At 73.3% G+C, this 26,562-nt stretch carries 25 protein-coding genes; all 25 read right to left on the minus strand.

The annotated features are described in order from the left end of the window. Positions 1 to 81: 81 nt before the first annotated feature. The 25 genes from UQW22_RS16930 to ileS all read right to left on the minus strand — a co-directional run bounded on the left by UQW22_RS16930 (position 82) and on the right by ileS (position 26,386). Complete coding sequence (locus UQW22_RS16930) at positions 82 to 381, minus strand: DUF2469 domain-containing protein (protein WP_106268126.1); 300 nt, start codon at positions 379 to 381, stop codon at positions 82 to 84. A gap of 7 nt (positions 382 to 388) precedes the next feature. Beyond that, positions 389 to 1,216, minus strand: a complete 828-nt coding sequence (locus tag UQW22_RS16935) for a ribonuclease HII (protein ID WP_407318315.1) — start codon at positions 1,214 to 1,216, stop codon at positions 389 to 391. Continuing rightward, complete coding sequence (lepB, locus tag UQW22_RS16940) at positions 1,213 to 2,013, minus strand: signal peptidase I (RefSeq protein WP_407318316.1); 801 nt, start codon at positions 2,011 to 2,013, stop codon at positions 1,213 to 1,215. The genes UQW22_RS16935 and lepB overlap by 4 nt, the downstream gene beginning before the upstream one ends. Before the next feature lie 136 nt (positions 2,014 to 2,149). Beyond that, positions 2,150 to 2,506, minus strand: coding sequence for a 50S ribosomal protein L19 (gene rplS / locus UQW22_RS16945; protein ID WP_407318317.1), 357 nt, complete (start codon positions 2,504 to 2,506; stop codon positions 2,150 to 2,152). Positions 2,507 to 2,647: 141 nt separating this feature from the next. Then, positions 2,648 to 3,511 carry a tRNA (guanosine(37)-N1)-methyltransferase TrmD gene (gene trmD / locus UQW22_RS16950; RefSeq protein ID WP_407318318.1) on the minus strand — a complete coding sequence of 288 codons (864 nt, stop codon included), beginning with the start codon at positions 3,509 to 3,511 and terminating at the stop codon, positions 2,648 to 2,650. A gap of 1 nt (position 3,512) precedes the next feature. Beyond that, positions 3,513 to 4,055: a ribosome maturation factor RimM gene (rimM, locus tag UQW22_RS16955; protein WP_407318319.1), complete on the minus strand. Its 543-nt coding sequence runs from the start codon at positions 4,053 to 4,055 to the stop codon at positions 3,513 to 3,515. A 123-nt stretch (positions 4,056 to 4,178) separates the two neighbouring features. After that, the gene (locus tag UQW22_RS16960) at positions 4,179 to 4,418 is read right to left on the minus strand and encodes an RNA-binding protein (protein WP_407318320.1); all 240 of its coding nucleotides are present in this window, start codon (positions 4,416 to 4,418) and stop codon (positions 4,179 to 4,181) included. Beyond that, a complete protein-coding gene (gene rpsP / locus UQW22_RS16965) occupies positions 4,418 to 4,828 on the minus strand; it encodes a 30S ribosomal protein S16 (RefSeq protein WP_407318321.1) in 411 nt (136 codons plus the stop codon). Before rpsP ends, UQW22_RS16960 begins: the two co-directional genes overlap by 1 nt. 175 nt (positions 4,829 to 5,003) lie before the next feature. After that, positions 5,004 to 6,116 (minus strand): amidohydrolase family protein, encoded by a 1,113-nt coding sequence (locus UQW22_RS16970; RefSeq protein ID WP_407318322.1) that lies wholly within the window; start codon positions 6,114 to 6,116, stop codon positions 5,004 to 5,006. A 20-nt stretch (positions 6,117 to 6,136) separates the two neighbouring features. Next, positions 6,137 to 7,777: a signal recognition particle protein gene (gene ffh, locus UQW22_RS16975; RefSeq protein ID WP_407318323.1), complete on the minus strand. Its 1,641-nt coding sequence runs from the start codon at positions 7,775 to 7,777 to the stop codon at positions 6,137 to 6,139. Positions 7,778 to 7,857: 80 nt separating this feature from the next. After that, a complete protein-coding gene (locus tag UQW22_RS16980) occupies positions 7,858 to 9,693 on the minus strand; it encodes an HD domain-containing protein (protein WP_407318325.1) in 1,836 nt (611 codons plus the stop codon). A 4-nt stretch (positions 9,694 to 9,697) separates the two neighbouring features. Then, the gene (locus tag UQW22_RS16985) at positions 9,698 to 10,036 is read right to left on the minus strand and encodes a P-II family nitrogen regulator (protein ID WP_407318326.1); all 339 of its coding nucleotides are present in this window, start codon (positions 10,034 to 10,036) and stop codon (positions 9,698 to 9,700) included. Continuing rightward, positions 10,033 to 11,310, minus strand: a complete 1,278-nt coding sequence (locus UQW22_RS16990; protein WP_407318328.1) for an ammonium transporter — start codon at positions 11,308 to 11,310, stop codon at positions 10,033 to 10,035. The genes UQW22_RS16985 and UQW22_RS16990 overlap by 4 nt, the downstream gene beginning before the upstream one ends. A gap of 221 nt (positions 11,311 to 11,531) precedes the next feature. Continuing rightward, positions 11,532 to 12,686, minus strand: a complete 1,155-nt coding sequence (ftsY, locus tag UQW22_RS16995; RefSeq protein WP_407318329.1) for a signal recognition particle-docking protein FtsY — start codon at positions 12,684 to 12,686, stop codon at positions 11,532 to 11,534. Between the two features lie 39 nt (positions 12,687 to 12,725). Continuing rightward, entirely contained in the window at positions 12,726 to 13,058 is a 333-nt protein-coding gene (locus UQW22_RS17000) for a hypothetical protein (protein WP_407318331.1), read from the minus strand. A gap of 11 nt (positions 13,059 to 13,069) precedes the next feature. Continuing rightward, complete coding sequence (gene smc, locus UQW22_RS17005) at positions 13,070 to 16,654, minus strand: chromosome segregation protein SMC (RefSeq protein ID WP_407318332.1); 3,585 nt, start codon at positions 16,652 to 16,654, stop codon at positions 13,070 to 13,072. 137 nt (positions 16,655 to 16,791) lie between these two features. Then, on the minus strand, positions 16,792 to 17,232 hold the full coding sequence (ndk, locus tag UQW22_RS17010) for a nucleoside-diphosphate kinase (protein ID WP_407318333.1): 441 nt from the start codon (positions 17,230 to 17,232) through the stop codon (positions 16,792 to 16,794). A gap of 23 nt (positions 17,233 to 17,255) precedes the next feature. After that, positions 17,256 to 17,699, minus strand: a complete 444-nt coding sequence (locus UQW22_RS17015; protein WP_407318335.1) for a DUF4233 domain-containing protein — start codon at positions 17,697 to 17,699, stop codon at positions 17,256 to 17,258. Beyond that, the gene (locus UQW22_RS17020) at positions 17,696 to 18,697 is read right to left on the minus strand and encodes an MFS transporter (protein ID WP_407318337.1); all 1,002 of its coding nucleotides are present in this window, start codon (positions 18,695 to 18,697) and stop codon (positions 17,696 to 17,698) included. Before UQW22_RS17020 ends, UQW22_RS17015 begins: the two co-directional genes overlap by 4 nt. Next, positions 18,592 to 19,080 carry a TetR/AcrR family transcriptional regulator gene (locus UQW22_RS17025; protein WP_407318338.1) on the minus strand — a complete coding sequence of 163 codons (489 nt, stop codon included), beginning with the start codon at positions 19,078 to 19,080 and terminating at the stop codon, positions 18,592 to 18,594. The genes UQW22_RS17020 and UQW22_RS17025 overlap by 106 nt, the downstream gene beginning before the upstream one ends. 57 nt (positions 19,081 to 19,137) lie before the next feature. Then, a complete protein-coding gene (gene dhaM, locus UQW22_RS17030; protein ID WP_407318339.1) occupies positions 19,138 to 19,908 on the minus strand; it encodes a dihydroxyacetone kinase phosphoryl donor subunit DhaM in 771 nt (256 codons plus the stop codon). Further along, positions 19,905 to 20,531 carry a dihydroxyacetone kinase subunit DhaL gene (gene dhaL / locus UQW22_RS17035; protein ID WP_407320845.1) on the minus strand — a complete coding sequence of 209 codons (627 nt, stop codon included), beginning with the start codon at positions 20,529 to 20,531 and terminating at the stop codon, positions 19,905 to 19,907. Before dhaL ends, dhaM begins: the two co-directional genes overlap by 4 nt. A gap of 32 nt (positions 20,532 to 20,563) precedes the next feature. Further along, positions 20,564 to 21,559 carry a dihydroxyacetone kinase subunit DhaK gene (dhaK, locus tag UQW22_RS17040; protein ID WP_407320846.1) on the minus strand — a complete coding sequence of 332 codons (996 nt, stop codon included), beginning with the start codon at positions 21,557 to 21,559 and terminating at the stop codon, positions 20,564 to 20,566. A gap of 88 nt (positions 21,560 to 21,647) precedes the next feature. After that, the gene (locus UQW22_RS17045; RefSeq protein ID WP_407318340.1) at positions 21,648 to 23,057 is read right to left on the minus strand and encodes a bifunctional folylpolyglutamate synthase/dihydrofolate synthase; all 1,410 of its coding nucleotides are present in this window, start codon (positions 23,055 to 23,057) and stop codon (positions 21,648 to 21,650) included. Continuing rightward, the gene (gene ileS / locus UQW22_RS17050; RefSeq protein ID WP_407318341.1) at positions 23,054 to 26,386 is read right to left on the minus strand and encodes an isoleucine--tRNA ligase; all 3,333 of its coding nucleotides are present in this window, start codon (positions 26,384 to 26,386) and stop codon (positions 23,054 to 23,056) included. The genes UQW22_RS17045 and ileS overlap by 4 nt, the downstream gene beginning before the upstream one ends. Between the last annotated feature and the right edge of the window lie 176 nt (positions 26,387 to 26,562).

A 26,562-nucleotide genomic window follows, 5' to 3' on the forward strand; every position in this document is an offset into this window, starting at 1 on the left:
GGCCGGTGGCCGACCCGTGGACGTCCATGGCCTGTGGACAGGTTCGAGGCCGCGCGATCCTGCGGCGGCGCACCGCGACCCCTACAACGCGATGTCCGCCTTGGCGAGCTCCTCGACGTTGACGTCCTTGAACGTCACCACCCGCACCGACTTCACGAACCGCGCGGACCGGTACACGTCCCACACCCAGGCGTCGGCCAGCCGCAGCTCGAAGTAGACCTCGCCCGCGGCCGACCGCACCTGCAGGTCGACCTGGTTCGCCAGGTAGAAGCGTCGTTCGGTCTCCACCACGTAGGAGAAGAGCCCGACGACGTCGCGGTACTCGCGGTACAGCGCGAGCTCCATGTCGTTCTCGTAGTTCTCGAGGTCCTCGGCACTCACGCGGACATCATCCCACCCGGGAGCGCAACGGCACACCCGAGCCGACGCTCACCTCGGCCAGGGTGGGCAGGGTCGGCTCCGCCGCACCGCCACCCGGCACGGCACCGCCGTCCGCCGTCGTCCGAGGGGGGGACTCGTCCAGCACCCGCAGGTTCCACGAACGGCGGTGCTGCGGCGTCGGTCCGTGCCGCCGGAGCGCCTCGAGGTGGGCCGGCGCGGAGTAGCCCTTGTTCTGCTCCCAGGCGAAGGCCGGGTACTGGGCGGCGAGCCGTCGCAGCAACCCGTCGCGCTCGACCTTGGCGAGCACGCTGGCCGCCGCGACGGACGAGCACTGCAGGTCGGCCTTGACGAGCGTCCGTACGCCCGGCTCTGGTGCGTCCAGGGTCCGGCTCGGGTCGAGGTCCGTGGCCTCGAACAGGTCGGCGGCCGGACGGCTGAGCCAGTCGTGCGAGCCGTCCAGCAGCACCACGTCGACGTCCCCGGCGGACCGGCGCACCTGCGCCAGCGCGCGCCGACCCGCCAGCCGCAGCGCCGCCACGATGCCGTGCGCGTCGATCTCTGCCGGCCCTGCGTGCCCCACCGCCCACGCGACGGCCCAGCGTCGCAGCGGGTCGACCATGCTCTCGCGGGCCGCCGGCGAGAGCAGCTTGGAGTCGGTCAACCCGCGCGGGGCGGTGCGGGTGCTCGCGTCGACGACGACGAGACCCACGCTGACCGGTCCGGCGAGCGCGCCCCGCCCGACCTCGTCCATGCCACCCACGAGCGACGCACCGTCGCCCAGCAGGGAGCGTTCGGAACGCAGGGTGGGGCTGCGCCGGGCACTGCGTCCGGTCACGGCTCCGGCACCTCGGCGAAGACGTCGCCCGGGTTGCGCAGCACGCGCGCGTCCCCGAACGGCCACACGATCACGAAGGCGGAACCCACGACGTTGTCCATCGGCACGAAGCCGCCGCCCGGGTTGCCGGTGTTGTACCGCGAGTCCCGCGAGTTCTGGCGGTTGTCGCCCATGACGAAGAGCATGTCGTCGGGGACGACCTCCTCGAACTCCTTCTCGCTGGGCTGCGACCCCGGCGCGATGTAGTCGGTCTCGTCGATCGCGACCCCGTTGACGCTGACTCGGCCTTCGGCGTCGCAGCACACGACCGTGTCCCCCGGTGTCCCGACGACCCGCTTGATGAGGTGCTCGCCGGTGTCCTGGGGAAGCAGCCCCACGAAGGTGGCGGCATCCCGCAGGGCGTTGCCCACCGGGCCGTCGTCCGGCACCTCGGTGGGCGGCAGCCAGCCGCCGGGGTCCTTGAAGACCACGATGTCGCCGCGGTGCACGTCGAGGGCGTCCGGCACGAGCCGGGACACCATCACCCGGTCGCCGACCTGGAGGGTCTCCTCCATCGACGCGCTCGGGATGTAGAAGGCCTGGACGAGGAACGTCTTGATGAGCCACGACAGCACCAGCGCGCTGACCACGATGATCGCCGTCTCGCGCAGCAGACCGAGACCGCCACCCGACCGGGCCCGCGGGCCTGCGGCGTGCGCAGGCGCTCCTGCGGACCGTGGGGCGTCGGCCGACGGACCCTCGACGGTCTCGGGGTCCGGGGTGCCCTCGGGGTCAGGGCGGCGCTCTGCGGATGTCACAGGGTCGGAGTCTGCCACGTCCTCACCCTGCCAGACGCACCGGGACCCCGCGAAACGCCGACGGGCGGCCCCTCCCGCAGGAGGGACCGCCCGTCGGAGCCGGCGGCCCCCCGCTGGAGGGACCGTCCGGCACGGCTCACTTGGCCGGGGTCTCGCGCTTCTCGCGGATCTTCGCCTTCTTGCCGCGCAGGGCGCGCAGGTAGTAGAGCTTGGCACGGCGGACGTCACCACGGGTGACGACCTCGACAGAGTCCACGGTCGGGGCGTGCACCGGGAAGGTGCGCTCCACGCCGACGCCGAAGCTGACCTTGCGGACGGTGAACGTCGAGCCCACGCCGCTGTTGCGCCGGGCGATGACCACGCCCTGGAAGGCCTGGACGCGCGAGCGGCTGCCCTCGACGACCTTCACGTTGACCTTCACGGTGTCGCCGGCGCGGAAGTCCGGGATGTCGTCGCGCATCGCTGCCGCGTCGACGAAGTCGAGCGTCTTCATGGTTGTCTCCCCACCCTGCCACAGGTCAGAGCAAGCTCTGGGGCCCGCACGCGGCGGGCCGAAGTCGTGTAGAGGTGGTGCACCGTCCTCGGCCCGACGGTCTCCCCTGTGGCAGAGTCCGGGCTGCGGCACACCGACCCGCTATTCTGCCACATGCTCCCAGCGCGCAGCGTACCGAGAGTCCGCGGGGTGGCGAGGGTCACGCGTCGCCCGCCAGCCGAGACCGGCGAGCACCTCGAGGTCGTGGGCGTCGAGCGTCTCGGGATCCAGCGCGGCGATCATGTCCGGACGTCGGGCGGCGGTCCGCTCGAGGGCACGGTCGCGCCGCCACCGGTCGATCCGTGCGTGGTGCCCCGACAGCAGCACCTCGGGCACCTCCGCGTCGCCCCACCGCGGCGGCTTGGTGTAGACGGGGTACTCCAGGAGCCCGGCCGCCCCGTGCGACTCCTCCACCAACGACTGCGGGTTGCCGACGACGCCGGGCAGCAGCCTCGCCACGGCCTCGACCATGACCAGGGCGGCGACCTCTCCGCCGTTGAGCACGTAGTCGCCGATGGAGAGCTCGCTCACCCGGTGACCGGCCGCACGGTACCGCTCCACGACCCGGGCGTCGATGCCCTCGTAGCGGCCGCAGGCGAGCACCATCCTGTCCTCGGTCGCGAGCTCCTCGGCGCGGCGCTGCGTGAACACCTCGCCCGAGGGCGTCGGGACGACCAGGTGCGCACCGGCCGCGACGGCCGCGGGACCCGGGCCGACGGTGTCGTCCGGCCCCGACGGCTCCGGCAGGAGGTCGTCCAGGGCACGGCCCCACACGTCGGGACGCATGACCATGCCCGCTCCGCCGCCGAACGGGGTGTCGTCGACGGTGCGGTGACGGTCGAGCGTCCAGTCCCGCAGGTCGTGGACGCGCAGGTCGACCAGACCGGCACGGCGGGCCTTGCCGACGAGCGACAGGTCGAGCGCGGCGAGGTAGTCCGGGAAGATCGTGACGACGTCGATGCGCACGTCAGGCCTCGTCCTCGGGCCGGTCGACGACGGCGGCGTCGGCGTCGCGCGCCAGCAGTCCTCCTGGAGGGCTGAGCCGGACCCGCCCACCGGGCACGTCGACCTCCGGCACGATCGCGTGCACGAACGGCACGAGAGTCCGCTCGCCGCCGGTCTCGCGCAGCACGAGGACGTCGTGCGCGGGAAGATGCTCGAGCCCGACGACCTCACCGACGACCGTGCCGTCGGCGAGCTCCGCGCGCAGGCCCGCCAGCTCGTGGGGGTACCAGGCGTCCTCGTCCTGCGAGTCGCCGGCCTCGACGACCAGCTCGACGCCCCGCAGGCCCTCCGCCGTCGTGCGGTCCGGCGACTCGGCGAACGCGACGAGCCAGCGGCCCTGGTGGACGCGCGTCGCGGTGACGGTCAGGGGTCCGGCGTCGGCCGGCACGGTCCTGAGCTCCGCACCGACGGTGAACCGCTCCTCGGGCACGTCCGTGCGGACGTCGAGGGCGACCTCTCCCCGCAGTCCGTGGGCCTTGCCGATGCGAGCCACCACGAGCTCCATGTCTCCTCCTCGTTCCTGGGGCCCGTCGCCCCGGCGTCCGGCCGACCATCGCCCGGTGAGCGCGACGAGGCCCGGTCCCGTGGCGGGACCGGGCCTCGTCGGTGCTGCTCGTCGCTCTCGGTGTCAGCGGCGGTCGACGTCCACGACGTCGACCCGCACCGGACCGTCGGTGGCCAGCGAGCCGACGACGGTGCGCAGCGCCTTGGCCGTGCGGCCACCACGGCCGATCACCCGCCCGAGGTCCTCGGGGTGCACCCGGACCTCCAGCAGGTCACCGCGCCGCTGGGTGCGTGCCGTGACCCGGACGTCGTCCGGGTTGTCCACGATGCCCCGCACCAGGTGCTCGAGAGCGTCCGCGAGCATCAGGCCTCGGCCTCAGCCTCGTCGGCCTTCTCGGCGGACTTCTTCTCGGCAGCCTTCGCCTTGGCCTTCTCGGCCTCGGCGTGGACGGCCTCGATGGCGGCGGAGCTGTCGCCCGCGGCCTGCTTGGTCCGCAGCGTGCCCTCGGCACCCGGCAGACCCTTGAACTTCTGCCAGTCGCCCGTGACCTTCAGCAGGGCGGCGACCTGCTCGGTCGGCTGGGCGCCGACGCCGAGCCAGTACTGGGCGCGCTCCGAGCTGATCTCGATGAGCGACGGCTCCTCGGTGGGGTGGTACTTGCCGATCTCCTCGATCACCCGACCGTCGCGCTTGGTGCGCGAGTCAGCGACGACGACGCGGTAATACGGTGCCCGGATCTTGCCGAGGCGCTTCAGACGAATCTTGACGGCCACTGGTGTGGACTCTCCTGGTTCTGTGGGTGCGACCCGGGACACCTGCGGGTGGGGTCCTGCGGGTGGGCGGGTCAGGACTGGGCCTGCGCAGGTGAGAGGGGCCTGGGCATGCCGAGTACCCCGCTATTGTGCCAGACGCGCGCCGGTGCCCCAACACCCGACCGCGTCACAGCCGTCAGGGCGCGACCACGCGTCCGCGCAGGACGACGGCGGTCGGGTGCCGCAGGACCTCGACGTCCTCGCGCGGGTCGGACGGGTAGACGACGAAGTCGGCGCTGGAACCCTCGACCATCGCGCCGTGGCCGAGGTAGGCGCGTGCCCGCCAGGTCGCCATCGCCACCACCTCGGCGTCCGGGAGCCCGGCCGCCACGAGCTCGGAGCACTCGTCGGCGATCCTGCCGTGATCGATCGTGCCACCGGCGTCCGTCCCCACCAGGAGCGGGATGCCGGCGCCGTACATGGCCCGCACCTGCTCGTGGCGACGCTCGTGCATGCGTCGCATGCGCGCCGCGTACACCGGGTACCTGCCGTCGGCCTGCTGCGCGATGGCCTCGAACTGGTTCACCTGGAGCAGCGTCGGGGTGACGCGGATGCCCCGCTGGGCGATCTCCGGCATCAAGTCCGCGGTGATGCCCGTCCCGTGCTCGATACCGTCGACCCCGGCGGTGAGCAGGTCCTCGATCACCTCGGTGGAGAAGGCGTGCACCGTGACGCGGGCGGCCTCGGCGTGGGCGGCCTCGACCGCCTCGGTGAGCACGTCGACGGGCCAGAGCGGCCGCAGGTCGCCGTCGGCTCCCAGGTCCCGGTCGATCCAGTCCCCGACCAGCTTGACCCAGCCGTCCCCGGCCCGCGCCTGCTCGGCGACGACGCGCGGCAGGTCGCCCACGTCGTCGAGCTCGAGACCGTAGTGGCGCAGGTATCGCTTGGGGCGGGCCAGGTGGGCCCCGGACCGCACCAGTCTGGGCAGCTCGGTCCGCTGGGCCACCCACGAGGTGTCCAGCGGGGAGCCCGCGTCCCGGATCAGCAGGACCCCGGTGTCGCGGTCCGCGAGCGCCTGCTTGGTCGCGGCGGCCTCGTCGACCGCGCCCCCGGCGTCGAGACCGACGTGGCAGTGGACGTCCACCAGCCCGGGCAGCACCCAGCCGTCGACCTCCGTGGCGGCACTGCCCTGGGGCGTCGGCCGCAACAGGCTCAGGCGCCCGTCGCGCACCCACATCTCGCCGACCTCGCGGTCCCCGTCGAGCAGGATGTGACCCGTGACGTGCAGGGGGACGTGAGGCACCGACATGACGGCAGCCTACCGGGGCGTCAGCGACCGCCGCCGAGCAGCTTGCCGAGGTTGCCGGGCAGCTCGAGGTTGTCGAGGTCGGCCGCGGTCGGCTGTTCGTCGCCGGCGGCGTCCATCCCGAACGCCGAGCCGGCGGGCGCCGACTTCTTCGCTCCGCCGCCCAGCGCCCGCTGCATGGCCTCGCGCTCCTGCTGGGCCCGCTTGGCCGGGTTCCCGGACTTGCCCTTGACCTTCTTCTTCGGCTGCTGCTTGCCGCGCGACTTCTTGCCGCCGCCCGGCATGCCCGGCATGCCGGGCATCCCTCCGGGCATCCCCGGCACGCCGCCCCCGCCCTGGGACATCTGGCGCATCATCTTCTGGGCCTGGGAGAACCGGTCGAGCAACCCGTTGACGGCGGCGGTGGTCTGGCCCGCGCCGCGGGCGATCCGTGCCCGCCGCGAGCCGTTGATGATCTTCGGGTTCTCCCGCTCGGCCGGGGTCATGGACTGGATGAGCGCCTGGACCCGGTCGACCTCACGCTCGTCGAAGTTCTCGAGCTGGTCGCGCATCTGCGCCATGCCCGGCATCATGCCGAGCATCTTCTTCATCGAGCCGAGCTTCTTCATCTGCTGCATCTGCACCAGGAAGTCGCTGAGGGTGAAGTCCTCGCCGCCGGCGACCTTCGCCGCCATCTTCTCGGCCTCTTCGGCGTCGAACGCCTTCTCGGCCTGCTCGATGAGCGTCAGCACGTCGCCCATGTCGAGGATGCGCGAGGCCATCCGGTCCGGGTGGAAGACCTCGAAGTCGGTGAGCTTCTCACCGGTGGAGGCGAACATGATCGGGCGGCCGGTGACCTGCGCGACCGAGAGAGCGGCACCACCACGGGCGTCGCCGTCGAGCTTCGACAGCACGACACCGGTGAAGTCGACACCCTCGGCGAAGGCCTGCGCGGTGTTGACGGCGTCCTGGCCGATCATCGCGTCGATGACGAACAGGACCTCGTCGGGGGTGATCGCGGCCCGGATGTCCGCGGCCTGCTGCATGAGGACCTGGTCGACACCGAGACGGCCCGCGGTGTCGACGATCACGACGTCGTGCTGCTTGGTGCGCGCCTCGGCGACACCGTCGCGCGCGACCCCGACCGGGTCGCCCACGAGCGCGTCGTCGGCCGTGTCCTGGTCGGAGGTGTTGCCGGGGTGCGGCGCGTAGACCGGCACCCCGGCACGCTGGGCCACCACCGACAGCTGGGTGACCGCGTTCGGTCGCTGCAGGTCCGCCGCGACGAGCAGGGGCGTGTGCCCCTGCTCGCGCAGGGCCAGGGCGAGCTTGCCCGCCAGGGTCGTCTTGCCCGCGCCCTGGAGGCCGGCGAGCATGATGACGGTCGGCGGGTTCTTCGCGAGCTGGAGCGCGCGCGTCTGCCCCCCGAGGATCGTCACCAGCTCGTCGTTGACGATCTTGACGATCTGCTGGGCCGGGTTGAGCGCTCCCGAGACCTCGGCGCCGAGCGCGCGCTCGCGCACGGCCGCCGTGAAGTGGCGCACGACGGGGACCGCGACGTCCGCGTCGAGCAGCGCGCGACGGATCTCGCGCACGGTCGCGTCGATGTCGGCCTCGGAGAGGCGTCCCCGGCCGCGCAGGTTCTTGAAGGTCGCGGTGAGCCGGTCCGACAGGGAGTTGAACACCAGGTGGTCCTCTTCGCGGGGTGGATGACGTGCGGTCCCCTAGCCTACCGGCCCCCTCCGGTCGCCCCTGACGCCCCGGCTCACCCGGGCGACCCGCTCGCCCCGCCGAGCTCGGCGCGAGCGTTGCGCGTCAGCCGGTCGACGAGGCTGGCCCGCCATCCCGTCCACCCCGCCGGGCCCAGGGACGCGGAGTCGCTCTCGGTCAGCGCCCGCAGCACCTCCAGCAGGTCCGGGCGGTGGTCGAGCACCTTGAGCAGCCGCTGCACCGTGCCGGGGTCGTCGGGGTCCGCGGACGTGGCGAGCTGGGCCAGGGTGAGGTGCTGCCGCACCAGCGTCGTGACGTCGGCGACGAACGTCTCGTCGAACCCCATGCGTCGCACGATCCCGGGGACGATGCGCGCTCCCTCCACCGAGTGGTCGGAGCTCTCGGCGCGGCGGCGCTTGCCGATGTCGTGCAGGATCGCGGTGACCAGCAGCAGGTCGGCGGGCAGGTGCTCGGCGGCCACGCCGCGGGCGAGCCGGTGCTTGCGCACCGCCGTGGCCAGCGCGGCGGTCTCGACGAGGTGCCGGTCCACGGTGTGCCGGTGCACGGCGGCCCGTTGCGGCTTGTTCCGGACGTCGGCCCACTCGGGGATCCACGTCGTGACGGCTCCGGCCAGGTCGAGGGCCTCCCACACGTGCACCTGCGCCGGGCCGGAACCCAGGAGCGTCAGCAGGTGGCCCCGGGCGGACCGCGGCCAGGGCTCGGGCAGCGGCGGGCACTCGGCCAGGGAGTGGACGGTCACGGGCGAGAGCGCGAGGCCGGTGCGGGCGGCCGTGGCCGCGGCCCGCAGCGACAGCAGCGGGTCCTCCGCCGGCCGGGCCGTGACGCCCAGGACGAGCTCGCCGTCGTGCTCCACGAGCCCCTCGCCGACCGACCGCAGCCGCGGCGGCTGACGCCGACCTCGGACGAGCACGGGCCGGCGCACCGCGGGGCGCTGCAGCGCCTGACGTGCCCGGCGCACCGTGGAGTCGAGGGCGAAGGAGATCTCTCGTCCGGCCGCGGCCAGGCTCGCCAGCAGCTCGTCGGGATCCGGGTAGCCGGTGAGGTCCGCCACCTCGTCCAGGTCCGCGAGGAGCAGGCGGGTCGAGCGACGCCGGGTGACGACCTGGAGCGCGTCGCGCACGTCGAGCAGGTGCGCGTAGGCCGTGTCCACCCGGCCGTGCGGCCGGTCGGTCAGCCAGGTCGCGGCGAGAGCGGACAGCACGACGGCGTCGCGGATGCCGCCCCGGGCCTCCTTGAGGTCCGGCTCGATGAGGTAGGCGAGCTCGCCGGACCGCTCCGCCCGCTCCCGCACGCTGGACAGCAGCTCGGGCAGCCGGCGACGCGACGCCGACCGCCAGTCGGTGAGGATCCCCGAGGCGGCACGGTGCACGACGACGGCGTCCCCCGCCACCGGGCGCACGTCGAGCCAGCCGACGGCAGCCGGCAGGTCGCGCCCGGCGAGCTGACGTGTCTGGGTGAGCGACCGGACGGCGTGGTCGATGTCGACCCCGGAGTCCCACAGCGGGTACCAGAGACGCTCCGCCACCTCGGCCAGCTCCGCGGGCTTGTGGGAGCGGCCGTCGTGCACGAGCACCAGATCGAGGTCCGACAGGGGGCCGAGCTCGCCCCGGCCCAGCGAACCGACGGCAGCCAGCGCCAGCCCCGCGGGGTCGACGCCGGCGGTCGCCTCGGCGTAGAGGGCGGCGAGCCGGTCGGTGACGACCTGCTGGAGGGTGGCGCGACGGGCGACGCCGGAGCGCCGCGGGCCGCTGAGGTCGGTGGCCACGGCGAGCAGCTCGTCGCGCAGTCCCACGACAGGGCCCCGCACCCCGGTGCCGGGGTGCGGGGCCTGCTCCGCGGGACCGCCGCCCGTGGTCGGGTGGTCGGTCATCGCGTCAGAGCGCGGCGTCGCCGTGCTCGCCGGTCCGGACGCGGGCGACGTCGTCGACCGGGACCGTCCAGACCTTGCCGTCACCGATCTTGCCGGTCTGGGCAGCACCCACCACGACGTCGACGATGGCAGGGGCGTCCTCGTCGGCGATGAGGATCTCGATGCGGACCTTGGGGACCAGGTCCACGGTGTACTCCGCACCGCGGTAGACCTCGGTGTGGCCCTTCTGCCGGCCGTAGCCGCTGGCCTCGCTGACGGTCATCCCCCGGACGCCGGCGGCCTCCAGGGCCGACTTCACGTCGTCGAGACGGTGGGGCTGGATGACTCCGGTGACGAGCTTCATGCGCGGACCTCCTTGATGACGGAACCCTGCTGGATCCCCTCGTACGCGGACTCGCCGTGGACGGCGAGGTCGATGCCGTTGACCTCGACCTCCTCGGAGACGCGCCAGCCCATCGTGGGCTTGAGGATGATCGCCAGGACGTAGGTGACGACTGCCGAGAACACGATGGCGACCACCGCGATGATCGCCTGCACGGCGAGCTGGTTGATGCCGCCACCGTAGAACAGGCCCGTCTCCGTGGCGAGGAAGCCGATCGCGAGGGTGCCCCACAGGCCGGAGACCAGGTGGACGCCGACGACGTCGAGCGAGTCGTCGTAGCCGAGCTTGTACTTCAGGCCCACGGCGAGGGCGCTCAGACCACCGGCGACCACACCGATCGCGATCGAGCCGAGCGGGCTGACCGACCCGGCGGCCGGCGTGATGGCGACCAGACCGGCCACGACACCCGAGGCCGCACCCAGCGAGGTCGCGGAGCCGTCGCGGAACTTCTCGACGACCAGCCAGCCGAGGACGGCGGCCGCGGTCGCGGTGGTGGTGTTGACCCACGCGAGACCCGCGAACCCGTCGGCGGTGAAGGCCGAGCCACCGTTGAAGCCGAACCAGCCGAACCACAGCAGGGCCGCGCCGAGCATGACGAGCGTCAGGTTGTGCGGGCGCATCGGCTCGGTGCCGAAGCCCTTGCGCTTGCCGACGACGAGCGCCAGCACGAGGGCCGCCGCCCCGGCGTTGATGTGGACCACGGTGCCGCCGGCGAAGTCGATCGGCGCCGCGATGGACGCGAACGGGCCGTCACCGGAGAGCAGGCCGCCACCCCAGACCATGTGCGCCATCGGGAAGTAGGCGAAGGTGACCCACAGGGCGACGAAGACCATCCAGGTGCCGAACTTCACGCGGTCGGCGATGGCACCCGAGATGAGGGCGACGGTGATGATCGCGAACGTCGCCTGGAAGCCGACGCCGACGATGCCCGGGACACCGTAGTCGTCGATGAGGAAGGCACCGGCGTCGTCGTAGATCGCCCCCTGCAGCGCGAACTGCTCGAACGGGTTGCCGACGATCCCGCCGCCGATGTCGCTGCCGTAGGACATCGACCAGCCCCACAGGACGTAGACCACGGCCGTGACGGCGATCGCGCCGAACGACATCATCATCATGTTCAGGACGGACTTGCCGCGGACCATGCCCCCGTAGAACAACGCCAGTCCCGGCGTCATCAGGAGCACGAGAGACGCTGACGTCAGCATCCACGCGGTTGCCCCGGTATCCAGCTCCATTGTCTTACTCCCCTCGCCAGCCCGTGTGGCCGGTCGAGGACCACCGTGGCGGCGCGGCGTTTCATCCCGAGGGAAGTGGTGTTACGTCCGTGTGACAGACCTCTCACCCGCGTAAACATCGGGTTTCCGTCCAGATGACGAGACGAATCCGGGCCGCCGTGACATTCCCGTGACCTGACGGGAGTGCGCTCGCGAGCGGCACGCCGGACCGGGCCGGCGGGTCAGCCGAGCAGGCCGTCGACGAACTGCTCCGGGTCGAACGGGGCCAGGTCGTCCGGCCCCTCGCCGAGGCCGACGAGCTTGACGGGCACCCCGAGCTCGCGCTGCACCGCCACGACGATGCCGCCCTTGGCGGTGCCGTCCAGCTTGGTCAGCACGATCCCGGTGACGCCGGCCACCTCACCGAAGACCTTGGCCTGCTGCATCCCGTTCTGCCCGGTCGTGGCGTCCAGCACGAGCAGGACCTCGCCGAGCGGGGCCTCCCGGGTGATGACGCGGGTGATCTTGCCGAGCTCGTCCATGAGCCCCGCCTTGTTCTGCAAGCGGCCCGCGGTGTCGACCAGGACGACGTCGACGCCGTCCCGGGCGCCGGTGTCCACCGCGTCGTAGGCGACGGCGGCCGGATCGGCGCCCTCGCGGTCCGCGCGCACCGTCTCGACCCCGACGCGTGCACCCCAGGTGGTGAGCTGCTCGGCCGCCGCGGCGCGGAAGGTGTCGGCGGCGCCCAGCACGACGCTGCGGCCCTCGGCCACGAGCACGCGGGCCAGCTTGCCCACCGTGGTCGTCTTGCCCGTGCCGTTGACCCCGACGACGAGCACGACGGCGGGCCGGGCCACGCCGTCGACCTGCTGCGGCGTCGTCGCCAGGGTGCGGTCCGCCGTCGGGTCGACGACGTTGAGAAGCTCCGAGCGCAGCAGCTCACGCACGGCCCCGGGCTCACGTGCGCCCTCGACCCGCACGCGGGTGCGCAGGGCCTCCAGCAGCTCACCGGCCGGCCCGGCACCGATGTCCGCCAGCAGGAGGGTCTCCTCCAGCTCGTCCCAGTCGTCCTCGGTCAGGTGGTCCCGCGACAGGACGGAGAGCAGCCGGGCACCGAGCGGGGATCCCGAGCGGGCCAGCCGGTCACGCAGCCGGACCATCCGGCCGGCCACCGGTGCCGGCGTCTCGAGGACCGGGGCCGCGGGCGGTGGGGCGGTGTCGACGGTCGCCGTCTCCGGGACGTCGGCGCGGTCCCGTTCCGGTGCGAGGGTGGTGGCGCCCCCCTCGGGAGCTCGGTCCCGGTCACGGCGACGCAGCCGGGGGACGACGAGCGCGGAGCCGGCGGCCGCGAGCAGGAGGACACCGAGGACGATCCAGAGCCAGAGAAGGTCAGTCACGGTCCCCCAGTCTCCCAGACGAGGGCGGTGCGAGGAGCCTCAGCCGCGCGGTCTGCCCCCGTCGGCGCGCGGGGTGCCGTGGAACGGCGTGCTCACCCGGTCCTGGGCCCGCTGGAGCACGTCGGAGAGCTCGTCGGCGTCGACGTACGCCGGAGCGTCCTCCACCGCTCCCGCGAAGAACGCGTCCATGTCGGTGTCCACGGGTTCGGGCGCCGCGGTGCGCCGGCCCCGGCTCAGCCCTGCACGGAAGTCGCGCAGGAAGGCGCGCACACCACGCACGTCGTCGTCGTCGCGCTTCTCCATGACGTTGGCGACGAGGAAGACGGCCGCCGCGACCAGCAACGACACGAGAATCCACACGACGAGAGCCATGGCACCCATTGTCACCCCGCCTCCGCCGTCTCGCGCAGGCGTTGCGAGATGACGGTGGTCACACCGTCGCCGCGCATCGTGACGCCGTAGAGCGCGTCCGCGACCTCCATGGTGCGCTTCTGGTGCGTGATGACCACGAGCTGGGAGTCCTCTTGCAGCTCGCGGAAGATCTCCAGCAGACGGCCGAGGTTGACGTCGTCCAGCGCGGCCTCCACCTCGTCCATCACGTAGAACGGGCTGGGCCGGGCCTTGAAGATCGACACGAGGAACGCCACGGCGGTCAACGACCGCTCGCCGCCGGAGAGCAGCGACAGCCGCTTGACCTTCTTGCCGGCGGGACGGGCCTCGACCTCGATCCCCGTGGTGAGCAGGTCGCCGGGCTCGGTGAGGACCAGCCGGCCCTCCCCACCGGGGAACAACCGGGAGAACACCCGCTCGAACTGTGCGGCGGTGTCCTGGTACGCCTCGGCGAACACCTGCTGGACGCGCTCGTCGATCTCCGCGACGATCTGCAGCAGGTCCTCGCGGGAGCCCTTGAGGTCCGCCAGCTGCTCGGTGAGGAAGCGGTGCCGCTCCTCCAGGGCCGCGAACTCCTCCAGCGCCAGGGGGTTCACCGTCCCGATCCGCCTCAGCGCGCGCTCCGCCGCGGCGAGACGCTTCTCCTGCTCGGCTCGCGCGTACGGCACGGGCTCGGGGTCCGGGTCCTCCTCGGCGGCGTCGGGCGGCCGCGGCACCGGCACCTCCCGGTGGGGGCCGAACTCTTCCACCAGCGCCTCGGGGTCCGTCCCCAGCTCCTCGACCGCCCGGGCGTGCAGCTGCTCGAGGCGCGCGACCTGCTGGGCACGGGCCACCTCGTCGCGGTGGGCCACGTCGGTCAGGTCGCGCAGCTCCCCGGCGAGCCGGTCCACGTCCCCTCGCACGGCGTCGACCTCGACGCGTTGCGCGTCGCGGTCGGCCTCGGCGGCCGCACGCTCGGCTGCCGCGCGCTCCGCCGAGCGGGACAGCACCTCCAGCGCGGTGGCGACGTGCGTGCGCACCGCGGCGGCCCGGTCGGCCTCGGCGGCCCGGCGCCGTGCTCGCGCAGCGGCCTGCTCCCGGGCGTGCCGCTCCTGGGCGGCGGCCCGCGCGAGCCCCTGGGCCCGCCCGGAGACGGCCCGGGACCGCTCCTCGGCGGTGCGCAGGGACAGCCGGGCCTCGGTCTCGGTCTGGCGTGCCGCGGTCGCCTCCTCCTGGGCCGCGTCCCGCGCCGTCGTCGCCGCCGCCACGTCGAGCTCCGCGGCGTCCGCGGAGTCCTGGCTCTCGGCCACCTCCAGTCGTCGCACGAGCGCGTCGAGCTCGGTGGCGTCCGCCCGACGACGGTCGGTCGCCTCGGCCAGCGCGCTCCGGTGACGTTCGGCCTCCGTCTGGGCGTTGGCACGTGCGGCGCCGAGCGTGCCGAGCTGTTCGGCGACCGCCGCCATCGCGGCGTCGGACTCGTGCAGCCGCTCGAGCGTCGTGTCGTGGCGCGCCTGCGCGGCCTCCAGCTCGGTGCGCGCGGACGCCAGGCCGGTGCGGGCGCGGTCGCCCCGGGCGACGGCGTCGTCGAGGCCTGCCCGGGCCTCGTCGAGCGCGCTCGTCAGGTGCAGGACGCTGGGCGCGCCCGCGGATCCCCCGGACGCCCGCGTCGCCGCCAGCAGGTCCCCGGCCCGGGTCACCGTCACGACGCCCGGGTGCTCGGCGACGAGCGCGCGGGCCTGGGCGAGGTCCTCGACCACGACCACGCCGGCCAGCACGGCACGCAGCGCCCCGGCGGCGTCGCCGGCGACGGTCACGACGTCCGTCGCCCGACGCGCACCGGGCGGCAGTGCCCCCGAGGGGACGTCGGTCTCCTCGGGGGCACCGCCGTCGGGCCCGCCCACGACCAGACCGGCGCGACCGGCGTCGTCGTCACGCAGGAGGCGCAACGCGTCGACCGCGGCCTCCAGGCTCTCCACCGCGACGGCGTCGGCGAGCGGGCCCAGGGCGGCGGCGACCGCCTCCTCGTAGCCCGCCTCGACGCCGAGCAGCGCGGCCACCGAACCCAGGACGCCGGCCGGGTCGGCCGCGAGCAGCGCCCCCGCGCCGTCCTTGCGGTCCAGGCTCAGGCTGAGGGTCTCGACGCGCGCCGCCCAGGTGGCCCGGTCCGTCTCCGCGGACGCGAGCTGCTCCTCGAGCCCCTCGACGGTGTCCCGTGCCTCGACCAGCGCCGCCACGGCGCGTTCGTGCTCGGCATCGAGCCCTTCCTCACCGGCCTCCGCGCCCGAGACCTCGCGCTCCAGCTCCGCGAATCGTCCCGCCGCCTCCTCGGCCCGGCGCTCCGCCGCCGCCAGGCCGGCTTGCACGCGCTCGATCTCGGCGTCGGCGGCCTCGACCCGGCTGCGCCGGGCCGCGACCTGCCCGGACAACCGGGCCAGCCCTTCGCGGCGGTCGGCGGCACCCCGCAGCAGCGTGGCGAGCTCCTTCTCCGCGGCGGCCGCCTCCTGCTCGGTGCGGGTGCGCGCGGTCACGGCGTCGTCGAGGCGCCCCCGCTCGATCTCGACCTCGTGCTGCAGCTCGGTCTCCGACGCCCTGGCCCGCTCGGCCTGGGCCTCCAGCTCGTCAGGGTCCTGGCCGCGGTGCTCGGGCTCGGCCGTCCCGAGCAGCCGGACCCGTTCGTCGGCCAGGGACGCCAGGCCGCGCAACCGCTCCCGGACGGCGCCGAGCGCGTGGAAGGTGTCGGCGGCCCGTGACGCGGCCTGCGTCGAGGCGGAGGCCGCGACCTCCAGACGCGCGAGCCGCTGCCGGGCGGCGTCGAGCTCCTGCTCCGCCGCGGACCGACGGCGGGCGAGGGCGGCCTCGTCGGCCCGTTCCTGCTCGAGCTGGGCGCCGAGCTGGGCGAGGTCGTCGGCGAGCAGCCGGGCGCGGGCGTCGCGCAGGTCGGCCTGCACGGTCCGCGCCTTGCGGGCCGCCTCGGCCTGCCGCCCGAGCGGACCGAGCTGGCGGCGCAGCTCCGTGGTGAGGTCGGTCAGGCGCGCGAGGTTGCCGGCCATCGCCTCGAGCTTGCGCAGCGCCTTCTCCTTGCGCTTGCGGTGCTTGAGGACGCCCGCGGCCTCCTCGATGAAGCCACGACGGTCCTCCGGGGTCGCACGGAGCACCTGGTCGAGCTGGCCCTGGCCGACCACGACGTGCATCTCCCGGCCGATGCCCGAGTCGCTGAGCAGCTCCTGGATGTCCAGCAGACGGCACGAGCTGCCGTTGATCGCGTACTCCGAGCCGCCGCTGCGGAACAGCGTGCGCGAGATCGTGACCTCGGTGTACTCGATCGGCAGCGCACCGTCGGTGTTGTCGATGGTCAGCGAGACCTCGGCGCGGCCCAGCGGCGGACGGCCCGAGGTGCCGGCGAAGATGACGTCCTCCATCTTGCCGCCCCGCAGCGACTTGGCGCCCTGCTCCCCCATCACCCAGGAGAGGGCGTCCACGACGTTCGACTTGCCCGAGCCGTTGGGCCCGACCACACACGTGATGCCGGGCTCGAGGTTCAGCGTCGTCGCCGAGGCGAACGACTTGAAGCCCCGGAGCGTCAGCGTCTTGAGGTGCACGTGCCGAGGGTATCCGGCGCCGGGCCGGATCCTGCGCATCTGGACCGGCTCCGCCGCCACCTGGTGTGGGTATGAGAAGTGCCGCCCTGGACGGGTCCAGGGCGGCACTCTTCATACCCACAGCGAGGAGGGGCTGGTCAGGGCTGGGGGAACCACAGCGCGATCTCGCGCTCGGCGGACTCCGGCGAGTCCGAGCCGTGCACGAGGTTCTGCTGCACCTTCAGACCCCAGTCGCGGCCGAGGTCGCCGCGGATCGTGCCCGGGGCGGCCGCCGTCGGGTCCGTGGCACCGGCGAGCGACCGGAAGCCCGCGATGACGCCCTGGCCCTCGGCGACGACCGCCAGGACGGGCCCGGAGAGCATGAACTCGACCAGGGGGGCGTAGAACGGCTTGCCCTCGTGCTCGGCGTAGTGCTGGGCGAGGAGGTCGGGGGTGGCCCGCTTCAGCTCGACGGCGGTGAGCGTGTAGCCCTTGGCCTCGATGCGCCGCAGGATCTCCCCGGACAGGCCGCGGCGGACGCCGTCCGGCTTGACGAGGACGAGGGTGCGTTCGGGTGCGGGGGTTGTTGCGTCGGTCATGCCGCCAACACTATCCGGCCCGGTCAGGTGTTCGGCGCCGTCTCCGGGTGGGCGGCGTCGTAGGCGGCGCGCTCGCGGTCGATCCGTCCGCCCAGCCGCAACGAGACCACCCACATCGCCACGAAGATCGCCCCGACCAGGAACATCATCGGCAGCAGCAGACCCATCGCCAGCACGGGCACCTGGGCGACCGTCCCGGCCACGTAGCCGCCGGGGCGCGCCACCATCCTCGAGAGCACCACCAGCACCAGGAAGAGCACCCCGGCCACCGTCCAGAGCGCGGCCGTGGAGTCGAGGACGAGCGGACCGCGCTCGTACGCCGAGCCCCGCAACCCGTACAGCGCGAGGGCCGCGAACAGCACGGCGAACGCCTCCAGCTGCAGCACCGTGGCCGTGAACTGCACCGTGGCGGGCTTGCGGGGCTTGATCGTCTCGCCGGGGCGGGGGCGGTCGTCCTTCTTGCTCACCGGTCCACGATATCCGTCGGAGCGCCGGTCCCGTGCCCGACGCCGGCCGGCTCACGCGCCGCCACCTTGGCCGGGTCCTCGACGGCTTCGCCGCGCGCGACCATCCCGGCGACGTCGGAGAGCTTGATGACCGGCAGGAACAGCGCCAGGACGAAGCCCACCAGCACCAGCGGCACCAGGTACCAGAAGGACGGGGCCAGCGCGTCGGCATAGGCGTCGATGACGCCGGTGTGCAGCGGCTCGGGCAGCTCGGCGACCATGGCGGGCGTGAGGCTCGCCTCGGTGCCGGCGTCGGCCGCCCCGGGCACGCCCGCGAAGACCGTACCGAGGTTGTCGGTGAGGCGGGAGGTGAAGATGGTGGTGAACAGCGCGACGCCGATGGAGGCACCGACCTCGCGGAAGAAGTTGTTCGCGCTGGTCGCGGTCCCGAGCTCGCTCGGGTCGACGGCGTTCTGCACGGCGAGCACCACGACCTGCATGACGAGGCCCATGCCGGCGCCGAGCGTGAAGATCATCGCCCCGAACACCCACATGGACGTGTCGCCCGCGAGGGTGGTCAGCGACACCATGCCGACGGCGACCACGGCCAGCCCGACGACCGGGTAGGCCTTGTACCGCCCGGACCTCGCCACGGCGAACCCCGAGACGATCGACGTCAGCATGACGCCGGCCAACATCGGCAGCATGAGCCAGCCGGACTCGGTCACCCCGGCGCCGGTGGACACCTGCAGGAAGGTGGGCAGCATCGCCATGGCGGAGAACAGGCCCATGCCGAGCACGAGCCCGATCAGCGTGGTGATGGTGAACGTCCGGTTCTTGAACAGGCGCAGCGGGACCAGCGGCTCGGCGGCGCGGTTCTCGACCAGGACGAAGGCGCCGATGGCCGCTGCGGTCAGCAGGACGAGACCGACGAGGCGGCCGTCGGACCAGTCGTAGCCGCCTTCGGCGAGCGACTCCCAGCTGGTGACGAGCACGATGCCCGTGGTCGCCACGGCCATGGTGGCGATCCCGGCCCAGTCCACGGGCCTCGACGACCGGTGCGTGCGTCCGGCGCGGAGCCGGCCACGGCCCCGAGCAGGGCCGTCGCGAGGATCTCCAGGTCGGCGGTGAGCCGCCCGGTCGGACCGCCGGCGACGAACTCGCCGCGGAACCCGGCATCGAGGTCGAAGGACCCCTGGCCGAGCACCGCGTCGTCCTTCGACTCGAAGTAGTTGAAGAACGTGCGCGGGGAGATCCCGGCCGCCTCGGCGATCGCCTCGACGGTCACCGCGTCGAACCCGTGGGCGAGCACGAGGCGTTGTGCGGCGTCGACGATGGCGTCGGCACGGGCGCGCTTCTTGCGCGCCCGCAGGCCGAGGCCGTCCGAGGTGGGGGCGTTCACCCGAAACTCATGCATCCACTGCAAGTTTGCATCAACTGCAATTTCGCGTGGTCTGCCTCACACCTCGCCGAAGCCGCCCTCCAGCAGACCGACGACGACGGCGACGGCCGCCTCCGCCTGCGGACCGCGAGCGGTGACCCGCACCACGTCACCCGCCGAGGTGCCGAGCGACATGAGCTGGAGCACGCTCGTGGCGTCGGCGCCCTCGACAGTCACCGGCGCGCCCAGGTCGGCGACCGCGCGCGCGACGACCGCCGCTGGCCGGGCGTGCAGACCCAACGGGTTGCGCACGGCGACGGTCACACTCACCTCGTCCGCGGCTCCCGACGACGTCGGCCCCGGCACGGGCACCGCCTCCCCCGACGTCCGCGTCGCCGCGACCGCCGGCCAGTCCGCCGTCCCGGCCGTGTCCGCCTCGACGAGCTGCAGGACGGGTTCCGGCCCGATGGACCGCACCGCGGCCTCGGCGGCCTCCGCGACGGCGTCGAGCGTCGCGCCCTGCTGCGCGGTCACCGCCGCGGAGACCGCCCCCTCGACGAACGGGGCCGAGACGAACCGGGTGCGCCCCGGCAGGTCCGGGTCCAGCTCGAACGCCGACTCCACCGTCAGGACCGCCGAGCCCAGGTCCGCGAGGACCACGACCCCGTCGGCCTCGGCCAGCGCGCCGGCCAACGTCTCCTGCACCCGCGTCAGCGACGTGCCCAGGCCGCCGTCGACGTCACCGGCCGCACACCGCACGACCACGTCCGGTGCCATCTGCCCGGCGAGCTCCGCCACTCCCTCGGCGAGCCGGACCGAGTGCGCGACGAGGACCAGGCCGACCTTCACGCGCCGGGTCCCTTCGCCGCGCCGACGGCCGCGGCCAGGAGGATCGCGGTCGAGCGCGCCCCGGGATCCTCGGTACCGGCGCTGCGCTCACCCAGGTACGAGGCCCGGCCCTTGGAGGCGACGAGCGGGACGGTCGCCTCCGCGCCGGCCGACGCCGCCTCGGCCGCCGCCCGCAGCACGTCGACCGCGTCCTCGTCGGTCCCGCTGCCGGTGGCGGCCGCACGCTCGGTCGCCTCGGCCGCCGGCTGCCAGGCGTCGACCATCGTCTTCTCGCCCGGGGACGCCTTGCCACGGGCGACGATGCCCTCCAGCGCCGCCTCGACGAGGGCGACCACACCGGAGGGCCCGAGTACCGTGCGGTCGGTCACCTTCGAGGCCCGCAGCAGAGCGGTCCCGTAGAGCGGCCCGGCCGCCCCGCCGACCGTCGACATGAGGGTGGTGGCGGCGAGGTGCAGCACCTGCCCGACCGTCTCGCGGCGCGGGAGCGAGGGGTCGTCGAGCCGGGCGGCCACCGCCTGCATCCCGCGGTCGAGGTTGACCCCGTGGTCGCCGTCGCCCACCCGGCGGTCGAGCTCGGTCAGCTCGTCCCGGGCGGACCGCACGTCCGCGGCGGCGACGTGCATCCAACGTTCTGCCCAGTCGACGTCCAGCACGCTCACCAGCGTAGCGCCGTCGTCCGGACCGGGGCGTCCCACAGCGCGGTCAGCTCCTCGTCCAGGCGCATGACGGTGACCGACGCCCCCTGCATCTCCAACGAGGTGACATAGCTGCCGACCAGCGAGCGCCGGACCTCCACCCCCCGCTCGGCCAGCAGCTCGCGAGCACGGGCGTAGACGACGTACAGCTCGCTCGCCGGCGTGCCGCCCATGCCGTTGACGAACAGCAGGACCGGCTCCCCCGCCACGAGCTCCAGGTCCTCCACGACCGGGTCGACGAGACGCCGGGTGATGTCGCTGGCCCCCGAGGCCTGGACACGGTGCCGGCCCGGCTCGCCGTGGATCCCGATGCCGACCTCGACCTCGTCGTCCTCCAGGTCGAAGCTCGGCCGGCCCACGTGCGGCACCGTGCAGGCCGTCAGCGCCACGCCCATCGAGCGCACCGCGGACACCACCCGCTCGGCCAGCGCGGTCACGGTGGCCAGGTCGTCGCCCCGGGCGGCCGCCGCCCCCGCGATCTTCTCGACCGCGAGGGTGCCCGCGACGCCGCGTCGTCCGGCCGTGTAGAGGGAGTCCTCCACCGCGACGTCGTCGTTGACCACGACGCTGGTGACCTCGACGCCCTCGGCCTGGGCCAGCTCGATGCCCGTCTCGAAGTTGAGCACGTCGCCGGTGTAGTTCTTCACCACCGCGAGCACTCCCGCGCCGCCGTCCGCGGCGATGATCGCCGCGGCGACCTGGTCGGCGGTCGGCGAGGTGAACACCGCCCCCGGTACCGCGGCGTCGAGCATCCCCGCGCCGACGAACCCGGCGTGCAGCGGCTCGTGGCCCGAGCCCCCGCCGCTGACCACGGCCACCTGACCCGGCGGCGTCCCCCCCGCGCGCTGCACGAAGGTCGGGTCCTCGTGCAGCGTCACCTCGTCGACGTGCGCCTGCGCGAACCCCCGCAAGGAGTCCGTGACGGCTTGTGCCGGGTCGTCCAGCAGCTTCTTCACTCGGACCATCCCCTTCGGTCGTCCCTGGGCCCATCCAACACCCGCAGGACGACCCCCGCAGCATCCGGGCCGCGCGACGACCCGACCGTCAGCCGCGACCCAGCAGGATCCGCGCGTCGGCGACGGTGATGACCGAGCCGGTCACCACCACACCGGTGCCCGTGCCGACGCCGACGACGTCGTCCGCCTCCGCAAGGTCGGTCGCCACCTGCAGCGCGGCGTCGAGCCGCTCGACGGTGTGCACCCGGTCCTCGCCGAAGATCTCGCGGGCCACCTCCGCCACGGCGAACGGGTCGGCGGAACGCTCCGAGGAGTTGCGCGTCAGCACCACGTGCGACAGCGCCGGCTCCAGCGCCGCGAGCAGGCCCTCGGCGTCCTTGTCCGCCATCACCCCGACGACGCCGACCACGGCCCGCAGGCTGAACGACTCGTCCAGGGCCGCGACCAGGGCCTCGGCACCGTGCGGGTTGTGCGCAGCGTCGACGAGCACGGTGGGGCTCGATCGCAGCAGCTCGAGGCGACCGGGCACCGAGACGCCGGCGAAGGCCGTCTCCACGACGCCCCCGTCCAGCGACCGCCCACCCAGCATCTGCTCCACCGACACCAGGGCGAGCAGCGCGTTGTGCGCCTGGTGCGCCCCGTGCAGCGGAACGAAGATCTCCGTGTACGTCGCCAGCGGCGTGCGCAGGGAGACCAGCTGGCCGCCGACGGCGATCTGACGCGCGACCACGTCGAGGTCGACGCCCTCGCGCAGCACCCGCGCCCCGACGGACATGGCCCGCTCAGCGAGCACCTCGTCGACCTCGGGCCGCTGCTCCGCCACGACGGCCGTCGCCCCCGCCTTGATGATCCCCGACTTGACCTCGGCGATCTCGGCCGGCGTCGAGCCGAGCCACTTCTCGTGGTCGACGCTGATGGGCGTGATCACCGCGACCTCCGCGTCCACCGTGTTCGTGGTGTCCCACGTGCCGCCCATCCCGACCTCGAGGACCGCCACGTCGACCGGGGCGTCCGCGAACGCCGCGAACGCCAGCCCCGTGAGGACCTCGAAGAAGTTCAGCCGGGACTGGCCGGACTCCTCGAGCTCGCTGTCGACGACCTGCACGTAGGGGAAGACGTCATCCCAGACCTCCACGAACCGTGCCGCGCTCAGCGGCTCGCCGTCGACGCAGATGCGCTCGGTGACGCTCGTCAGGTGCGGCGAGGTGAACAGGCCGGTGCGCAGGCCGTGCTCGCGCACGAGCCGCTCGGCCATCCGCGCCGTCGACGACTTGCCGTTGGTACCCGTCAGGTGGATGGCCCGGAAGGACCGTTGCGGGTCCCCGAGCAGCTCCAGGAGCCGAGCCACCCGGTCGATCGTCGGCGACACGTCGTGCTCCGGGGCCCGGGACACGATGTGGGCGTAGACGCGTTCCAGGTCCTCGCGGGCGGCAGCGTCCTCCACCGCATCCCGGGCGGCCTTGCGCTCGGCGGCCTTCGCCTTCTTCGCGTCGCTCATGCGTCTCCCTCGTGCTTCGTGACGGCGACCGCGCGGTCGCCGCGGTCGGTGCCGGTCACCGTCAGCGTGACGGCCAGCGTCTCGCGCGTCACCAGCCCACGGTGCGCCTCGACGTCGGCCACGTGCCCGGCCGGGACGTCGAGGGCGAGGTCGATCCTGTCGCTCACCTCGAGACCGGCCGCCTTGCGGGCGTCCTGGACGTCGCGGACGACGTCGCGGGCGTACCCCTCGGCGCGCAGCGCGTCGTCGAGCGCCAGGTCCAGGACCACGAACCCGCCGCCCGGCAGCACCGAGGCGGCCACGTTCTCGCCCGCCTCCTGCCCGACGACGGTCGTCAGCTCGTACTCGGTCTCCAGCAGCGGGACCTCGCCGTCGGCGGTCGCCACCACCACGACCCCGTCCGCGACGTGCCACGCACCGGACTTGGCGGCCTTGATGACGGCCTGCACGCCCCGGCCGAGGCGCGGTCCGGCCGCGCGGGCGTTGACGGCGAGCCGTTCGGTGATGCCGAACCGCTCGGACGCGTCGGCGTCGGCCGTCACGAGGTCCACCGCCTTGACGTTGAGCTCGCCCGTCAGCAGGGCCGTGTAGTCGGCGAGCGCCGCCGGGTCCGGCACCGCCACCGTGAGTCGGGACAGCGGCTGGCGCACCCGCAGCTGGTTCGCCTTGCGCAGCGCCAGCGTGGTGGACACGACGGCGCGCACCTCGTCCATCGCGGCGACGAGCGCGTCGTCGGCCACCAGGGCGGGGGTGTTCTGCGCCGTGGGCCAGTCGGCGAGGTGCACCGACCGGCCACCGGTCAGGCCGCGCCAGATCTCCTCGGTCAGCAGCGGCGCGAGCGGCGCCATGACGCGGCACAGCACCTCGAGCGCCGTGTACAGCGTGTCGAAGGCATCGGCGTCCTCGGCCCAGAACCGGTCCCGCTGGGTGCGCACGTACCAGTTGGTCAGCACGTCCAGGTGCTCGCGCACCGACTCGCACGCTCCGGAGATGTCGTAGGCGTCGAGCTGCGCCGTCACCGTGCCCACGACGTCGTGCGTGCGCGCCAGCAGGTACCGGTCGAGCGCCGGCAGCCCGGCCACGCGATCGGGCGCGACGGGCCGCGCGGCGTAGCCCGCTCCGGACCCTTCGACGTCGGCCCCGCCCGTGGCGCTGTTCGCGTACAGGGTGAAGAAGTAGTACGTGCTCCACAGCGGCAGCAGCACCTGGCGGACGGCGTCGCGGATGCCGTCCTCGGTCACGACGAGGTTGCCACCCCGCAGGATCGGCGACGCCATGAGGAACCAGCGCATGGCGTCGGAGCCGTCTCGGTCGAACACCTCCGAGACGTCCGGGTAGTTGCGCAGCGACTTGCTCATCTTGCGCCCGTCCGAGCCCAGCACGATGCCGTGCGAGACGGCGGTGCGGAACGCCGGCCGGTCGAACAGGGCGGTCGCCAGCACGTGCAGCGTGTAGAACCAGCCGCGGGTCTGGCCGATGTACTCCACGATGAAGTCGCCCGGGTAGTGGTGCTCGAACCACTCGCGGTTCTCGAACGGGTAGTGCACCTGCGCGTAGGGCATCGAGCCGGAGTCGAACCAGACGTCGAGCACGTCCTCGACCCGGCGCATCGTGGAGCGGCCCGTCGGGTCGTCGGGGTTCGGGCGCGTGAGGTCGTCGACGAACGGGCGGTGAAGATCCGGCTCGCCGGCGGCGTTGCGCGGCAGGCGGCCGAAGTCGCGCTCGATCTCGGCGAACGAGCCGTAGACGTCGGTACGCGGGTAGGCCGGGTCGTCGCTCTGCCACACCGGCACCGGGGAGCCCCAGAAGCGGTTGCGGGTGATCGACCAGTCGCGGGCGTTCTCCAGCCACTTGCCGAACTGGCCGTGCTGGATGTGGTCCGGCGTCCAGGAGATCTGCTCGTTGAGCTCGAGCATCCGGTCCTTGACCTTGGTGACCTCCACGAACCACGAGGACACACCCATGTACATCAGCGGCTGGCGGCAGCGCCAGCAGTGCGGGTAGGAGTGGTCGTAGGACTCGCGGCGCAGCAGCACCGTGCCGGTCGTGACCGACCCGGCGTCAGCCTCGCCCCGGGTGCGCGCCTTGAGGTGGTCGATGATCGGCAGGTTGGCGTCGAACACCTGCAGCCCGGCGTACTCGTCGACCGGGTGCGTGAACTTCCCGTCGGCCCCGACGGGCATCACGGAGGCGACGCCCTCGCGGTCGCAGACGATCTTGTCGTCCTCGCCGAAGGCGCCGGCGGAGTGCACCAGGCCCGTACCGTCGGTGGTGGTGACGAAGTCCGCCGCCACGACACGGTGCGCGCGCTCGCGACCCTCGTAGTAGGAGAACGGCGGGCGGTAGGCGGCCTCCAGCAGGTCGGCGCCCGTCAGGCGGCCGACGACGCGCGGCTCCTCGGCACCCTCGTCGGTCAGCTCGCGGGCGTGGTGGCCCAGCCGCGCCTCGGCGAGGACGTACCGCTCGGTCGAGCCGCTGAACGCCGACTCCACGACGACGTAGTCGATGTCCTCGCCGACCATGACGAGCAGGTTGGAGGGCAGCGTCCACGGGGTGGTGGTCCACACGAGCAGCTTGTCGCCGGGGCGCACCACGTCCGTGCCGCCGCCGGGCACCGACGTGACCTCGAAGCCCACCGTGACCGCCGGGTCCTGGCGGTTCTGGTAGACGTCGTCGTCCATGCGCAGCTCGTGGTTGGACAGCGGCGTCTGGTCGTTCCAGCAGTACGGCAGCACCCGGAAGTCGGAGTACACCAGGCCCTTGCGGTACAGCTCCGCGAACGCCCACATGACCGACTCCATGTAGGTCGGGTCGAGCGTCTTGTAGTCCCCGTCGAAGTCCACCCACCGTGCCTGACGGGTGACGTAGTCGCGCCACTCGGAGGTGTACTTCAGCACCGAGCTGCGGCACGCGTCGTTGAACGTCTCGATGCCGAGCTCGAGGATCTCGTCCTTCGTCTTGATGCCGAGCTGGCTCATCGCCTCGAGCTCGGCGGGAAGGCCGTGGGTGTCCCAGCCGAACCGGCGCTCGACCCGCTTGCCGCGCATCGTCTGGTAGCGCGGCACGACGTCCTTCGCGTACCCCGTCAGCAGGTGGCCGTAGTGCGGCAGCCCGTTGGCGAAGGGCGGGCCGTCGTAGAAGACGAACTCGTTCTCGCCGTCGGCTCCGGCGTCGTTCCTGGCCACCGACGCGCGGAACGTGTCGTCGGCCTCCCAGTAGGCCAGGACGTCCTGCTCGATCGCGGGCAGGCGGGGCGAGGCGGGGATGCCGAACGCCTCGCCGGGCGTGCCGGCGGGCGAGGGGACCGAGCGGTGCAACGGGTAGGCCATGGGTGGGCTCCTGGGACGAGCGACGGTGGTACGACGACGGCACTGCTGCACGAGGACGACGTCGGCGCTCGCTGCGTCCGGTCCGGACGCCGCGGGCCGTGCCGCGGTACCACCCCGCTTGCGGACCCGTCTCGTCGAGAATCGAGGTCCGCCGCTCGTTGACGGCTGTGACGGGC

Source organism: Isoptericola halotolerans, from assembly GCF_045689585.1.
GTDB classification, from domain to species: domain Bacteria; phylum Actinomycetota; class Actinomycetes; order Actinomycetales; family Cellulomonadaceae; genus Isoptericola; species Isoptericola halotolerans_B.

What these genes read in the sequence shown, in the direction of transcription:
- rplS (WP_407318317.1), bottom strand. Translation starts at nt 2,506, where the DNA reads ATGAAGACGCTCGACTTCGTCGACGCGGCAGCGATGCGCGACGACATC.
- rimM (WP_407318319.1), bottom strand. Translation starts at nt 4,055, where the DNA reads ATGGAGCTCGTGGTGGCTCGCATCGGCAAGGCCCACGGACTGCGGGGA.
- UQW22_RS16960 (WP_407318320.1), bottom strand. Translation starts at nt 4,418, where the DNA reads ATGCTCGCGGACGCTCTCGAGCACCTGGTGCGGGGCATCGTGGACAAC.
- UQW22_RS16970 (WP_407318322.1), bottom strand. Translation starts at nt 6,116, where the DNA reads ATGTCGGTGCCTCACGTCCCCCTGCACGTCACGGGTCACATCCTGCTC.
- UQW22_RS16980 (WP_407318325.1), bottom strand. Translation starts at nt 9,693, where the DNA reads ATGACCGACCACCCGACCACGGGCGGCGGTCCCGCGGAGCAGGCCCCG.
- UQW22_RS16985 (WP_407318326.1), bottom strand. Translation starts at nt 10,036, where the DNA reads ATGAAGCTCGTCACCGGAGTCATCCAGCCCCACCGTCTCGACGACGTG.
- UQW22_RS16990 (WP_407318328.1), bottom strand. Translation starts at nt 11,310, where the DNA reads ATGGAGCTGGATACCGGGGCAACCGCGTGGATGCTGACGTCAGCGTCT.
- UQW22_RS17000 (WP_407318331.1), bottom strand. Translation starts at nt 13,058, where the DNA reads ATGGCTCTCGTCGTGTGGATTCTCGTGTCGTTGCTGGTCGCGGCGGCC.
- ndk (WP_407318333.1), bottom strand. Translation starts at nt 17,232, where the DNA reads ATGACCGACGCAACAACCCCCGCACCCGAACGCACCCTCGTCCTCGTC.
- UQW22_RS17020 (WP_407318337.1), bottom strand. Translation starts at nt 18,697, where the DNA reads ATGGCCGTGGCGACCACGGGCATCGTGCTCGTCACCAGCTGGGAGTCG.
- dhaL (WP_407320845.1), bottom strand. Translation starts at nt 20,531, where the DNA reads ATGCACGTCGCCGCCGCGGACGTGCGGTCCGCCCGGGACGAGCTGACC.
- UQW22_RS17045 (WP_407318340.1), bottom strand. Translation starts at nt 23,057, where the DNA reads ATGAGCGACGCGAAGAAGGCGAAGGCCGCCGAGCGCAAGGCCGCCCGG.
- ileS (WP_407318341.1), bottom strand. Translation starts at nt 26,386, where the DNA reads ATGGCCTACCCGTTGCACCGCTCGGTCCCCTCGCCCGCCGGCACGCCC.